This window comes from Streptomyces stelliscabiei (genome assembly GCF_014873495.1).
Classification (GTDB): domain Bacteria; phylum Actinomycetota; class Actinomycetes; order Streptomycetales; family Streptomycetaceae; genus Streptomyces; species Streptomyces bottropensis.
Genome location: NZ_JADBGF010000001.1, coordinates 9,154,908 through 9,168,958 on the forward strand (window position 1 = coordinate 9,154,908; position 14,051 = coordinate 9,168,958).

Below are 14,051 nucleotides of genomic sequence, written 5' to 3' on the forward strand. Positions count from 1 at the left end.
GCTGCGGTGGTGTTACTTGCGGCCGATGGTGATGCCCTTCGTCGCGGCCGTCTTGTTCTCGTAGACGACCGTGCCGCCGGACTTCTTCCAGATCTTGATCTTGAAGGTGTCCGGGCCGTCGCCGGCCGTGACGCGGAAGAGGTAACCGCCCTTGCCGTTGACGGTGCCGTAGCCCTGGAGGACCGCCTCGGAGCCGCTGACCACGAGCCATTCGATGCTGGTGGAGCGGAACTTCAGCTTGGCCCCGGCGAAGTCGAACGCGACCTTCCCCGACGGCTTGGTGTCGCTCTTGCCGTACGCGGCGGTGAAGGAGAAGTCCGCCTTGCCGGTCAGCTTCGGGCCTGCCGGGTACGCCCCGGCGGGGGAGGTGAAGCCGCCGTCACCGGTCGCGGAACCGGCCTTGCGGTCGAAGACGACCAGCTCGTCGATCGTGCTGCTCGCCGTGGCGCCGTCGTCGTCGGTGACGGTGATCACCGGGGCGAAGACGCCGGCCGTGCGGTAGGTGTGCTCGGCCTTGCAGCTGCCTGCCGTGACCTTGCCGGCCGCCGGCCTGCCGCCGTCCTTCCAGTCGATGCTGCAGGTGTGCGTGTCCCGGGTGCCCGCGTCGGTGAACCTGGCCCGGACCCTGGTGACCTTGCCCGTCTCCGAGGTCTTCTTGCTGGTCACCGAGGTGATCTCCGGGGCCGCGTTGGTGACGGTGACGGTGGCCGTGTCCGAGCTGCGGCCGCCGGTGAGGGTGACCTCGAAGGTGCCGTTGTCGGCACAGGTGATCGTGGTCTTCGCGGAGCCCGCGTCGGCGAAGACGCAGGGCGCGCCCTTCTCTGCCGTCCACGTGGCGGTGCCCGCGCCGGAGACCGTGCCGTTCAGCTGGATCTGGGCGCCTTCCTTGCCGGAGACGTCCGCGCCGGCCCGGGCGATGGTGACCGGGTCGATGCTCTCCAGGGTGGGGACGACCTTCTTGATCAAGCCGTCGGCGTCGAACTCCAGCTTGTCGATGGTGGTTTCGCGGTGGGTGCCGTCTCCGCCGGGGATGGCGAAGCGGTGGTAGGCGATGTACCAGTCGTCGGTGCCGGGCACGTGGACCACGGAGTGGTGGCCGGGGCCCTTGATGCCGAGCGAGAGGTCCTTCTCCAGGATGACGCCCCGCTTGGTCCAGGGACCGGTGGGCGAGGAGCCGGTGGCGTAGGCGACCCGGTAGTTCTCGTCACGTGTGTCGTTCTCCGACCACATGAAGTAGTAGGTGCCCTTGCGCTTGCTGACGAAGGTGCCCTCGTTGTAGCCGCTGGGGGTGATGTCCGTGACCTTGGCCGCGTCGAACGACACCATGTCGTCCTTCAGCGGGACCACGTAGGCACGGCCGTTGCCCCAGTAGAGGTACGAGGTGCCGTCGTCGTCGGTGAAGACCGCCGGGTCGATCATCTGGCCCGGAAGGGTACCGGCCTTCAGCAGCGGCTTGCCGAGCGCGTCCTTGAACGGGCCGGTGGGCGAGTCGGAGACCGCGACACCGATGTTCGCGTCGGCGCAGAAGTAGAAGTAGTACTTGCCGTTCCGCTCCTCCATCGCCGGCGCCCAGGCCCTGCTGTCCGCCCAGGAGACGTCCGGACCGAGGTCCAGGATGACGCCGTGGTCCTTCCAGTGGACCAGGTCCTTGGAGGAGTACGCCTTGAACTGCGTACCGCTCCAGCCCTCGAAGCCGTCGGTGGTCGGGTAGATGTAGAAGGTGTCACCGAAGCGGACGATGTTCGGGTCCGCGTTCAGGCCGGGCAGCACGGGGCTCTTGAGCTCGCGTGCCGACACCGTCCAGGTGCGCTTCTTGCCGTCGGAACCGGTGACCTCGTACTTCACCGGCTTGCTGAAGTTCTGCACGCTGCCGGAGGCGGGGCTGATCGTCGCGCCGTGGGCGAGGGTGAACTGCGGTGCCAGCTTGGTGAGATCGGTGCCCGGCTTCATCGGCAGCGTCACACGGCTGTCGGCGTCGTCGATGACGGCGTCCGTCTTCTGCGCCGGGTGGGTCACCTTGGCGATGCCCGTGGTGTTGCCGCTGATCTCCAGGACCTCGGCGGGCGTCAGGGCCCGGTCGTAGATCCGGAAGTCGTCGACCTCACCGCCGAAGTACGGGTCGGGGGCGTACATGGACCGGCCGATGTAGCCGCTGTAGTCCTTGTTCGCGTCGTACAGGTCGGACGGCTTGACGGTGACGTCGGTGGCGCGGGAGACCTCGACGCCGTCCGCGTAGAGGATGGCCGTCTTGGCGCCGCCGTCGACGGTGACGGTGACGTGCTGCCACTTGCCGGGGGTGAGCCGGGCGCCGGACAGCTTCTTCTCCGCGCCCCAACTCGCCGCCGTGATGGCCGAGTAGAGGGACGAGGAGCCGTTGGAGGGGCTGGCGAACAGGTACTTGTTGCTGTCCGGGCCGAGGCCGAACAGCCACTGCCAGTTGTCGCCGCCCTTCCACTTCGCGTACGTGGAGACGGTGACGCTGTCGGCGCCCTTCAGCACGCCGTTCGGGATCTTGACGTACGGCGAGCTGGAGCCGCTGTCGCCGCCGGACATCTTGAACGAGCCGCCCTCGACGCCGGTGGCGAAGTCGGGGGTGCGGACGTAGGTGCCGTGGTAGCCGTGGCCGCTGGAGTCACGGGCGATGTTGCCGCCGCTCTCGTCGAAGCCGTAGTGCACGAGCAGGTCGGCCGGGACGTCCGGGCCCTCGGCGGAGACCGTGACCTCGGCGGTGACCTGGATCGCCGAGTCGCCGGGCAGGTCGCCCTTCACCGTGAAGGTGCCGGCCTGCGCGTACTTCGAGGCGTCCACGTCCTCCCAGGTGACGGCTACGGGCCGCTTGGCGCCGTCGGCGAACTCCGCGATGACGGTGGCCGGAAGGACCGGGGCGTCACCGATGCGCGTCTTGACCTTGACGTCCTCGACGCTCGTGACGATCCCGTCGGGCTGGTAGGTCTTCAGCAGCCGGTCGTACTCGGCCTGGGTGACAGGGAGCACGGTGCCGTGCCGGGGCTTGGACGGCAGGTCGTAGCCGGTGGACGGGGTCCAGACACCGGAGTCCAGGTCCTTCGTCTCGAAGGGGATGTAGCCGCGGCCGCCGAACTCGTCGAGGAACGCGTACCACTTCTCCTCGGTGTTCGACTTGAACACCAGCGGGCCCTCGGCGGCGTTCATCGCGCCCTTGCCGATGCCCTCGGCGACGGAGGTCCAGGAGAGGTTGCGGAGCGTGTCGCTCTTCTCCTCGAAGATGAACTTGCTGTTGGGGGTGGAGGAGCTGTTGTTCCGCTCGTCCTTGGAGAGGCGGTAGTACTCGCCGTCGTGCTGGATGACGGTGGAGTCGATGACGGAGTAGCCGCGGTCGACCCAGACCTTGGGCTCGCTGAACGTGTAGAAGTCACGGGTCGTCGCGTACATCATGCGGTTGTACGTGTCGCCGGAGTGGGCCTCGTTGTCGTACAGCTTCGACGCCCAGAACACGACGTACTCGCCGAGCTGGTCGTCGTAGTACGCCTCCGGCGCCCAGGTGTTGCCGGCCGAGTCGGGGGAGACCTTGACCAGGCGCTGGTTGGTCCAGTGCACCAGGTCGGTGGACTCCCAGACCATGATGGACTTGCTGCCGGTGCGCTGGGAGGCGTCCCAGTCGCCGTTGCCGTAGATCCTGAGGTCCGTGGCGATCTGGTAGAACTTGTCGCCCTCGGGGGAGCGGATGATGAACGGGTCGCGCAGGCCCTTCTCGCCGAGCGTGGAGGTCAGGACGGGCTTGCCGTCGTTCAGCTCCCGCCACTTCAGCGGGTCGTTGCCCTTGCTGAGCGCCGCGTACAGCTGCTCGCCGTCCGAGGTGCCCTCGCCGGTGAAGTAGCTGAACATGTAGCCCTTGAGGGCTTCCTTCTTAGGCAGTTCCGGCACCTTCGCGGTGAAGGCGCGGGTGGTCTTCGCGTCGCCCTTGGTGACCGTCGCGGTCAGCGCGACGGTCGTGGTGCCGTCGCCGTGCGCGGGACGGTGGACCTCGCCCTCGGCGGAGACGACGGCGGTGTTCGCCGACGCCCAGGTGACCTTGGTGCCGAAGTCGCCGCTGCCCGGGAGCGTCAGGTTGCCGCGGACGTCGTCGAGGTTGTGCACCGTCAGCGCCTCGGCGGCCTGCTTGACGGCGGTGGTGTCGTCGAAGGTCGGCAGGACCGTGACCTCGAAGGACTTGGTGGCGCTCGCGGGACCCTTCTTGAGGGTCGCCGTCAGCGTGGCGTGGCCGTTCGGCTGACCGGCGGCGGGACGGGTCACCGCGCCGGAGTTCGAGACCACGTCGGTGTTGTCGCTCTTCCAGGTGATGGAGGAGCCCCCGGCCGCACCGGTCTTCGGCAGGTCCAGGTCGGTGGTGACCGCGCTGGTGTCGCCCAGGGTGAGGGCGGCCTTGTCGGCGGCGAGGCCCTGCTCGGCGATGGGGAGCGAGAGCTGCTCGACCTCGGAGCCGGCGAGGGCGCGGTCGTAGACCCGGAAGTCACGGATCTTGCCCTTGAAGAGCTTGTCGCTCGTGTAGACCGACTTGCCTATGTAGTTGGCGGTCGTGGTGCCCGAACCGATGGAACCCGGAGTGGTGGTGACCGAGGTGTTGCGGCCGACCTCCACACCGTCCTCGTACAGCACGCCCGTGGTGCCGGTCTGGGTGTAGGTGAGCTGCTTCCACACCGAACGGCTGAGGTTGTGCGAGTCGCCGGGCCGGGTGTTCTGCTCGGTCGACCAGTTGCCCGAAGCGATGGCCGTGCGCAGCGAGTTGCCGGTGGCGAAGAGATAGCCGTTGCCCGTGCCGCTGCTGGTGTTGCCGAAGCCGTAGATGAAGTACGGGCCGACCTGCGACTCGTCCATCAGCACGTCCATGGAGACGCTGATGGAGTTCATGCCCTTCATGATGTCGTTCGGCACCTTGATGTAGGTGTCCGAACCGTTGAAGGAGAGGCCCTGGCCGTCACCCGTCCAGCCGGCCGTGCCGTTCACCGTGCCGTTGCGGCCGTGGCCGGAGGCGTCGACGGCCGTGGTGCCGGAGGTGGCGTCGAGCTTGTACCAGAGGGCCAGCCCGTCGGTGAGATCGGCGTCGTCCGCGGCGGCCGGGGCGACGGGCCCGGCCAGGCCCAGGAGGAGTGACGCGGCGGTCAGTCCGGCGAGCGGACCCGCCCAGCGTCTCGCGCGGCCGCGCAGACGTTCGATGTACGTCATATCGAGTTATCCCTGCTGAGAGCACGGCTGATGAAGGGGTGGCGAAGGCAAGGGGAAAGCAAGGGGAACGGGGTCGGGAAGGGGCGGGAGCCCTCGCCCCGGGCTTCCCGCTGTTTCGACCATGTGACGTCGTGTTGCGAGAGTGTCAATCGGAGTGTGGTGGGGCGTCAAGAGGTTTCGAACAACGTCCGACAGGTCGAACAGAAAGCCCCCGCTCTCCGGGGAGAACGGGGGCTGCGAGTACCGCGCCTACCTGACGGGGCGTATCAGTTCCCAGGTGTCGACCGCGAAGTCCAGCTTCATGCCGTGCCTTTCGTAGAGGGCGAGGGCACCGGTGCTGTTGTCGGTGTCGACGCCCAGGCCGATACGGTCGCGGCCCAGCGCCGCGAAGTGACCGAAGGCGTGGCCGAGCAGCAGACTGCCGAGCCCGCGGCCCCGGGCCTCCCGCAGGACGCCGAGACTGGTGATCCAGGCCATGGCGGAACGGTCGTTGCGGCACCGCACGGCCGCCATGTCACCGAGACCGTCGACGTGCGCGATCCAGACCAGGGACCAGTCGACGTGCTCGGCGTCGATGTCGTCCAGCCACTGTTCGTACGTACGCGGCTGGAAGTCGAAGTGGTCGGCGAAGGACGCCTGCAGCAGCTCGTGGGCCTTCCTGCGGTCCGGCTCGGTGGCACAGGCGCGCAGGGTGACGCCGGGCGGGGGTGTCGCCGGCGGCTCGGCGGGGGACAGCGGGCGGGCCATGACGTTGTAGCGGCGGACCGCGCGCCAGCCGCGCTCGCGCAGGGCGTCCAGGTCCATGGTGGGTGCGATGTTGAGGTGCATGTGCACGACGGCCCGGTCCGCGCCGTTGGCCGCCGCACGCTCCGCCGCGCGGGCCTCCATGAGGTCGAACAGGTGCAGCGCGCCGAGCGGTTGGTCCGGCAGTGTGTAGTGATCCATGTCGATGCGCTCGCCGCCGGACTCGTCCCACTGCAGCCCGTACGCCAGCAGTCGGTCGCCGTCGAACAGCAGCCAGGAGTCACGTGTCAGGTCCGCCTCGGGATGCTTCAGGTCGGCCCGTACCTCGCCGAGTTCGGTCTCGGCGCGGCCGATCTCCAGCACGTCGATCTCGTTGAGCAGCGCGCACACCGCCTCCGCGTCGTCGAGCGTCGCCGGGCGCACGGTCAGGCCGGGCGGCAGGGGGGTGGGGTGCGTCGTCGTCATGAGGTCACTGTCGGGGGGAGGGGGCATGGGCCGCAACGGGATTTCGGGGCGGCGGGGTGGGGTGGTGCGGCGGCGTGCGTTCGTCGGGTGCGGGTCCGGTGGGGCTTCTCGCGCAGTTCCCCGCGCCCCTGAAGAGCAGGGGCCCCCCGTGCTTTTCAGGCCCGCAAAACCGTCGCTTTGCAGGGCCGCTGGGCCTGATGCCCCTAGGGGCGCGGGGAACTGCGCGACCAGCCCCCACTCACCCGCACCCGACGAACGCACGCCGGGCGCGGCGGAGCGATCACCCGCGGTACGGGCGCCCCGGTACGGTCCGTCACGCCGCCACAGGCAACCCCGGCGTGCGAAAGACCCGTTGCTCGGCGTCGACCGCGAACACCTCGCACCCCTTCCGCGACGCGGCCCACTCGATGCCCTCCTTGCCCATCGCGAAGGCAGCCGTCGCGGTCGCGTCGGCCTCGGTGAGGGACGGGGCCACGACCGTGAGGCTCAGCAGGCCCGTCGCGGGGCGGCCGGTGCGGCCGTCGAGGATGTGGTCGCCGCGCTCGTAGCGGGCGGAGGTGGCGACCGCGCCGTCGGTGACGGACAGCACCGCGCAGAGGCGGTCGGCCCGCTCGGGGTGGCGTACGCCGACCCTCCACGGACCTCCGGTCGCCGCCACGTCACCACCGGCGTTGAGGCAGAGCCGCCGCGCGCCCAGGCCGGTCAGCAGCTCCGCCGCCCGCTGCACGGCCCACCCCTTCACCATCGCGCAGGGGTCGAGCCCGCGCCCCGGCAGCCGTACGTCGAACGCGCCGCCGGTCGCCACCCGGTACTCCTCGCAGAGGGCCAGCACCTCGGCCAGGTCCCGGCTGACCTCGTCCGGCGCCAGTTCGCCCCGGTCCAGCCGAGAGACCTCGCTGTCCTCGCGGAACGGGCTGAACCGGGCGTCGACCTCGCGCAGCCAGGCGAACGCCGGCTCCACGGACTCGGCGGTCATCGGCGCCTCGCGGCCGACGTTCCCGCCCGTGTCCGCTCCGCCGTTCCCGGCCCCGTGCTCGCCGTCCTCGACGAGCAGCGAGATCGGGAACCCCATGATGTGTTCGACGCGGCGCACCGGATCAGGCCTTCGCGTCGAGGGCGGCCTGGAGGGACTCCCGGTAGCCGTCACTGGTGATGGTGGCGCCGGAGACGGTGTCGATGTCGGCGTTCTGTGCCTCCAGCGTCTCCTTGATCAGTACCGGGACGGCCGCCTCGGTCTGCGGGTGGTTCGGCTGCTTCAGCATCTCCACCGAGGCGATCGCGTCGCCCTCGAAGGTCACCTGGACCTGGACGTCACCCTTGGAGGTCCCGACGGTCGGTCCGGCGACGGTCCGGCTCGTGCTCTCCCCGGACGCCTCCGAGTCCTCCGGAGCGGACCCCGCCGCGGAATCGGAGCCGGAGCCGGAGCCGGAGTCGGCCGAGGACGCCGACTTCCCGTTCTCGTCGATCGTCGCCTGGAGCGATTCCCGGTAGGCGTCGCTGGTGATGGTGGCGCCGGAGACGGTGTCGATGTCGGCGCTCTGTGCCTCCAGCGTCTCCTCGATCAGCACCGGGACCGCCGCTTCCGTCTGCGGGTGGTTCGGCTGCTGGAGCATGCTCACGGCCGTGATCTTCTCGCCCCGGAAGGTCGCCTGGACCTGCACGGGACCCTTCTCCGTGTCGACGGTCGGGCCCTTGACCACGGTGGAGCCCGCCGCGGCGGACGCGGACGGAGCGGGCTCGGCGGTCACCGTCGTGGTCGTCGCGGTCGAGGGGGAGTAACGCCAGACGGGCACCAGCGCGGCGGCGCTCAGGACTAGGGCGGGTATGACTCGTTTCACAGTGGGTTCCCGTCCCTCAGCCGGCCAGGCTGAAGCGTTCGAAGTGGATCTGCGGCTTGGGTACGTCCAGTTCGCGCAGGCTGCCCAGGACCGCGTTCATCATCGGCGGGGGCCCGCACAGGAACACGTCCCGGTCGGTGATGTCCGGCACCAGGCGCCGCAGCTCGCCCGGCGCCAGCAGGTCGGGGCTGACCGGCCCGGAGAGCAGGTGCAGTTCGGCGCCCTTGTCGAACGCGAGCTGCTGGAGCTCGCCGTAGAGGACCGCGTCCTGTTTCGCGCCCACCCGGTAGATGACCACGGCGTGGCCCTCGATCTCCTCCAGCAGGGCCCGGATGGGGGTGACACCGACGCCGCCGGCGATGAGGACGGACTCCGGCCGGGTGCGGTGCATCGCGGTGAAGGCGCCGTACGGGCCCTCGGCGAAGACACGGGTGCCGACCTTCACATGGCGCAGGGCGGCGGAGCCCTCGCCGGCCGCCTTCGCGGTCAGCCGCAGCTGCTTGCCGTCGGGCGCGGCCGACAGAGAGAAGGGGTTGGCCTGCCACCAGCGGTCCCGGGTCAGGAAGCGCCACAGGAAGAACTGGCCGGCCCGCGCGGGCATCCGGTCCAGGTCACGGCCGCTCATGTAGATCGACACGACGTTGTCCGCCTCCGGGACGACGGCGGTGACCCGGAGCTGGTGACGCCAGTTGCGCCACAGGGGCAGCACCAGCCGGCCCAGGAACACCGAGGCCAGGGCCACGCCCCACAGCACGTACCAGTAGGCCGTCGCGGTCTTCGACGAGGCGAAGGACGTACCCGCCGTGACCTGGTGCGTGAAGGCCAGCACCACCGCGACGTAGGTGTAGAGGTGGATGAAGTGCCAGGTCTCGTAGGCCAGCCTGCGGCGGGCGAAGCGGGCCGAGACGACACCGATCACCATGATGATGCCGAGCGCGACGATCGCGCGCAGTACGCCCTCGACGGTCTCGGCGAGGTCGACCAGCTGGCTGACCGGGTCCATGTCCGAGGACTGGGCGTACCCGAAGCTGATGAACGTGCCGTGCGCGACCAGCAGCCAGAGCACCGAGAACCCGGTCCAGCGGTGCCAGGAGGTCAGCCGGTCCATGCCGATGCGCCGGTCGAACCACGGCAGCCGAGCCACCAGCAGCAGCTGGAAGGCCATCAGCAGCGCGCCGTACAGCCCGGTGAGACGGCCCAGCACGATGAGGGCGTTCGAGGCGAAGCCCCCCTGGACGAAGAAGAAGGACACCAGGGCCACGTTCGCCGCCAGCACCGAGTACAGACCGGTGCGGGCGACCACTTTGGGGCGTGCTCCCGAGCGGCCTACCGCCGCGGGGGGTTGCTGGACAGTGGTCACGGGGACAGCTCCTTGATCAGGTGGGGATACGAGCTTCGCCGGTCCGCGCTGTCGTTTTCCTGTCGGACAACTTTCAAGTTTTTATCGATCGGCTTCCAAACCGTGAGCGGCTATGGCGGGAAGCGATCGGTGCCGCAGTATGAGGGCGTGGAAAAAGTGCGACTTCTCGTGGTGGACGACGACCCGCCGATCGCTGACCTGGTGGCGACCGTCGCCCGCTACGAGGGCTGGGACGCGGTCACGGCACACTCCGGTGAGGAGGCGCTCCGGCAGGCGGCCGCGTTCCGTCCCGACATCGTGGTCCTGGACCTGATGCTGCCGGGCGTGGACGGTTTCGGCGTGCTCGACCGGCTGCGCCAGTCCGGCACGATGGTGCCCGTGGTGTTCCTGACCGCCCGCGACGGCGTCGCCGACCGCGTCGCCGGCCTCACCCGGGGCGGCGACGACTACCTGGTCAAGCCCTTCGCCGTCGAGGAACTCATGGCCCGGCTGCGCACCGTGCTGCGCCGCAGCGCCGGGCCCGCATTCCAGCGGTCCGTGCTCCACGTCGCGGACCTGTCGATGGACGAGGACACCCGCGAGGTCCGGCGCGGCGACAGGCTGCTCACGCTCACCCCCACCGAGTACGAGGTCCTGCGCTACCTCATGCGCAAGTCCCCGACCGTCCTCACCAAGGCTCAGATCCTCGACCACGTCTGGGAGTACGGCTTCGGCGGCCGCTCCAACGTGGTGGAGCTGGTCGTCAGCCGGCTGCGCCGCAAGCTCGACGACACCGGGGAACCTCTCATCCACACCGTCCGGGGCTTCGGCTACGTACTGCGGCAGGCCACGGAGTGATCGCCCGGCTCCGGCAGAGCTACCGCTCCACGCGCCTCGGCACCCGGCTGGCTCTCGGCCTCGGTGCCCTGGCGCTCGTCGTGTTCGCCGTCGTCGGCAACGCGCTGACCATGTACATGCGCGACTACCTCTCCGCCCAGCTCACCGAACAGCTGAGGATCGCGCAGGTCGCCCAGGCCAAGAGCATCGCGGCCGACGGCACGCTCAAGGGCAAGAAGTACTGGGGCTGGTACTACGCGGTGTACGACACCTCCGGTGGCACCCCGGTGCTCCGCACGCCCGAGGACCCCGCCGACGTGCCCGAGGACATCGAGGAGTTCACCCTCGTGGCCAAGGCGCTGACCGCCGAGGGTACGGAGGTCACCCGCACCGAGTACCTCAAGGGCGCGGGCCAGTACCGGCTGCGGGGCTGCGAGGTCGAGCCCGGCCTGGTTCTGGTCAGCGCCGCGCCGATGGAGGACATCGACGACACCGTGACCCGGTTGATCACGGTCCAGGTCGTCACGTTCGCCCTCGCCCTGCTGGCGCTGGTGGTGTTCGGCCGGGCGATGCTGCGGCGCGGGCTGAAACCGCTGAGCGACATGGCGCACACCGCCCGCGGCATCACCTCGCACGACCTGACGGACTCCGCGCGGCTGCCGGTCCGCCACGACAACCGCGACGGCGGCTTCGAGGTGGAGGAGCTGCGCACCGCCTTCAACACCATGCTGGAACACATCGACGACGCGCTCGCGGTGCGCACCGAGGCCGAACAGCGCCTGCGCCGCTTCGTCGCCGACGCCTCCCACGAACTGCGCACCCCTCTGATGTCGGTACGCGGCTACGCCGACCTCTTCCAGTACGCCGCCGCCCACAGCCCCGAGGAACGCGACAAGCACCTGGCCCGGCTGCGCGCCGAGGCCGCCCGCATGGGGTATCTGCTGGACGACCTGCTGATGCTCGCCCGCCTCGACGCCGCCGACGTGGAGACCCCGCTGCGGCTGGAGGAGGCCGACCTGGTGCAGCTGGCGCTCCAGGCGGCGGACGCCTTCCGCGCGGGCCACCCCGGCCACCCGCTGACCGTGTCGACCGGCTCCGGACCCGTACGCCTGCGCCTGGACCCCCTGCGTCTGCGCCAGGTCCTCGACAACCTGCTCACCAACGCCGCCGTGCACACCCCGGGCGGCACGGAGGTCCGCCTGGAGGTGCGCGTCGGGTCCGGTACGGCAGAGGTGCGGGTCACCGACTTCGGGCCCGGTATCCCGGCCGACGACCAGGAGCGCGTCTTCGACCGCTTCTACCGCGTCGACAAGGCCCGCAGCCGGGACCGGGGCGGCAGCGGCCTCGGCCTCGCCGTGGCCCGCTCCCTGGTCCGCGCCCACGGCGGCACCATCACCCTGACCGGAGAACCGGGCACGACGACGTTCACGGTGAGCCTGCCCACGGCAGACGCAGACGCAGACGCAGACGCGGGCACGGCAGGCACGGGCGCAGCCGCAGCCGCAGTCGACAGCAGCGAGAGCGAGAGCGCGGGCGCGGGCAAGGGCAAGGGCAAGGGCAAGGCATAGGGGGCGACGACCGAGGAGAGCGGTCGGCTCGGGCCGCGCCTGCCCCGCCCCACCCCGTCGCCTACGCTGACCGGCATGGGCAAGACGGTGCGGCAGGCCGCGCGGGCCACGGTCCACCTGGTCGTCGCCGCCGCGATGGCCTTCGGCCTGTACCTCTTCGTCACGGTGCTGCTGATCACCGCGGTCGCCACGCTGGCCGTGGTGGGCGCCTGGATGCTGCCCGAGACCGTGACGCTGATCCGCCGGATCGCCGGCGCGAAACGCCATCAGACCGCCGCCCGGACCGGCCGGCCCGTCCCCGAGGCCTACCAGCCCATCGAGGGCACCCTCCGCGAACGCCTGCGCATCTCCGTCCGCGACCCCGGCACCCGCACCGACGCCCGCTGGATGCTCGCGTACTACGTCTACGGAGCCCTCCTCCTGCTCGCCGTACCCCTGTGGCCGGTGGGGCTGGTCGTCGACGGCGTGGGGTGCGGGCTGTTCCGCCGTGCTCCTCTCGTGCTGCCGTTGATCAGCCGTCTCGCCGACCTGGACGCCCACTGGTCCGAGGCGCTCCTCAGGCCTTCACTCAAGGCCCGCCTGGCGGAGAGGGTGGAGGAGCTGGCGGCGACCCGCGCCGACGCGATCGCCGCCCACGCTGCCGAACTCCGCCGGATCGAACGCGACCTGCACGACGGCGCCCAGGCTCGTCTCGTCTCGCTGTCCCTGCGGATCGGGCTGGCCCAGCGGGCGTACGACCGCGACCCGGAAGCCGCGCGTCGGCTCCTGCTCGACGCGCAGGAACAGGCCGAGACCGCGCTGACCGAGCTCCGGCACGTCGTGCGCGGCATCCACCCGCCGATCCTCACCGACCGGGGACTCGCCGGCGCCGTGCGCGCCCTGGCGGCGAGCAGCGTGCTCGACGTCACCGTGGACGTGCGCGGGCTGGAGGACGCCGACGGGCCGCGCCCGCCCGCCGCCGTGGAGGCCGCCGCCTACTTCGTCGTCGCCGAGGCCCTCACCAACGCGGCCAGGCACAGCGGCGGCGACCACGCCGAGGTCCGCCTCGCCCGCACGGCCCGGGGCGTCCGGGTCCTGGTGCGCGACGACGGCCGGGGCGGCGCCGAGACGGCTTCCCCTCCGGATCGCTCACAGGCGCCGTCCGAGGGGGTGCGGGCGGTGGGCGGATCCGGACTGCTCGGGATGCGGCGGCGGGTCGCCGCCCTCGACGGGCACACGTCCGTGACCAGCCCTGTCGGCGGTCCCACCGTGATCGAGGTCGAGCTGCCCTGCGTATGGTGAGCGAAACGGAATGATCGGCCTGCCCGACGACAGCGGTGGGGCGGCGGCCGGGGACAGAGGTGCAGACGCCGTGCGCGTGGTGATCGCCGAGGACAACGCCCTGCTGAGAGAGGGCCTGGTTCTACTCCTGACCTCGGCCGGGCACGAGGTGGCGGCCGTCGCGGGCAGCGGACCCGAGGTCCTGCCCGCACTGCTGGAACACCGCCCGGACGTCGCCGTCCTGGACGTCCGGATGCCGCCCGGCTTCCGTGACGAGGGACTGCGCGCCGCCCTGGAGGCCCGCCGGGCGCTCCCCGGTCTGCCGGTGCTGGTCCTCTCGCAGTACGTGGAGGAGTCGTACGCCGCCGAACTGCTCGGCGGGGGCGCGGGCGGGGTCGGCTATCTGCTCAAGGACCGGGTCGGCCGGGTGGACGAGTTCCTCGACGCCCTCGACCGGGTCGCGGCAGGCGGCACCGCGCTCGACCCCGAGGTGGTGACCGAACTGCTGACCCGCCGCCGGGACTCGCCTCTCGACTCGCTCACCCCGCGCGAGCGGGAGGTGCTGACGCTGATGGCCGAGGGGCACGACAACGCCACCATCGCCAGGACCCTGGTCGTCACCGAACGCGCCGTCAGCAAGCACATCGGCAACGTCTTCCTGAAGCTCGGCCTCCCGACCGGCGACACCGGTCATCGCAGGGTGCTGGCCGTGCTGGCGTACCTGAACCACAGGTAGCGGGCCCCCGAAGCGGGCGGGGGAGAGGGGGCGCCGGCCGGGCCCGGCCCCGGAGGGCCCCG

At 70.7% G+C, this 14,051-nt stretch carries 9 protein-coding genes; 4 read left to right on the forward strand and 5 right to left on the reverse strand.

The genetic code is table 11. The annotated features are described in order from the left end of the window. Window positions 1-12 precede the first annotated feature (12 nt). From H4687_RS39945 to H4687_RS39965, 5 genes are all read right to left on the reverse strand, one after another. Window positions 13-5,202 (reverse strand): family 43 glycosylhydrolase, encoded by a 5,190-nt coding sequence (locus H4687_RS39945; protein ID WP_046917181.1) that lies wholly within the window; start codon window positions 5,200-5,202, stop codon window positions 13-15. A 249-nt stretch (window positions 5,203-5,451) separates the two neighbouring features. Continuing rightward, the gene (locus tag H4687_RS39950; protein ID WP_225966956.1) at window positions 5,452-6,411 is read right to left on the reverse strand and encodes a GNAT family N-acetyltransferase; all 960 of its coding nucleotides are present in this window, start codon (window positions 6,409-6,411) and stop codon (window positions 5,452-5,454) included. Between the two features lie 313 nt (window positions 6,412-6,724). Then, complete coding sequence (locus tag H4687_RS39955) at window positions 6,725-7,504, reverse strand: FAD:protein FMN transferase (RefSeq protein ID WP_046912882.1); 780 nt, start codon at window positions 7,502-7,504, stop codon at window positions 6,725-6,727. A gap of 4 nt (window positions 7,505-7,508) precedes the next feature. Then, complete coding sequence (locus H4687_RS39960; RefSeq protein ID WP_046912883.1) at window positions 7,509-8,249, reverse strand: FMN-binding protein; 741 nt, start codon at window positions 8,247-8,249, stop codon at window positions 7,509-7,511. Window positions 8,250-8,265: 16 nt separating this feature from the next. Further along, complete coding sequence (locus H4687_RS39965; RefSeq protein WP_179859959.1) at window positions 8,266-9,609, reverse strand: ferredoxin reductase family protein; 1,344 nt, start codon at window positions 9,607-9,609, stop codon at window positions 8,266-8,268. Between the two features lie 147 nt (window positions 9,610-9,756). On the opposite strand from H4687_RS39965, the gene H4687_RS39970 reads away from it, so the two are divergent. The 4 genes from H4687_RS39970 to H4687_RS39985 all read left to right on the forward strand — a co-directional run bounded on the left by H4687_RS39970 (window position 9,757) and on the right by H4687_RS39985 (window position 13,989). Beyond that, window positions 9,757-10,446 (forward strand): response regulator transcription factor, encoded by a 690-nt coding sequence (locus tag H4687_RS39970; protein ID WP_078907355.1) that lies wholly within the window; start codon window positions 9,757-9,759, stop codon window positions 10,444-10,446. Further along, window positions 10,443-11,993, forward strand: a complete 1,551-nt coding sequence (locus tag H4687_RS39975; protein WP_046912885.1) for a sensor histidine kinase — start codon at window positions 10,443-10,445, stop codon at window positions 11,991-11,993. The genes H4687_RS39970 and H4687_RS39975 overlap by 4 nt, the downstream gene beginning before the upstream one ends. A 75-nt stretch (window positions 11,994-12,068) precedes the next feature. Continuing rightward, on the forward strand, window positions 12,069-13,274 hold the full coding sequence (locus tag H4687_RS39980; protein WP_046912886.1) for a sensor histidine kinase: 1,206 nt from the start codon (window positions 12,069-12,071) through the stop codon (window positions 13,272-13,274). Window positions 13,275-13,344: 70 nt separating this feature from the next. Beyond that, complete coding sequence (locus H4687_RS39985; protein ID WP_046912891.1) at window positions 13,345-13,989, forward strand: response regulator transcription factor; 645 nt, start codon at window positions 13,345-13,347, stop codon at window positions 13,987-13,989. The last annotated feature ends 62 nt before the right edge of the window (window positions 13,990-14,051 follow it).

Excerpts from the sequence above, each read along its gene's own strand:
- H4687_RS39945 (WP_046917181.1), bottom strand. The coding sequence starts at position 5,202 with ATGACGTACATCGAACGTCTGCGCGGCCGCGCGAGACGCTGGGCGGGT.
- H4687_RS39950 (WP_225966956.1), bottom strand. The coding sequence starts at position 6,411 with ATGACGACGACGCACCCCACCCCCCTGCCGCCCGGCCTGACCGTGCGC.
- H4687_RS39980 (WP_046912886.1), top strand. The coding sequence starts at position 12,069 with ATGGGCAAGACGGTGCGGCAGGCCGCGCGGGCCACGGTCCACCTGGTC.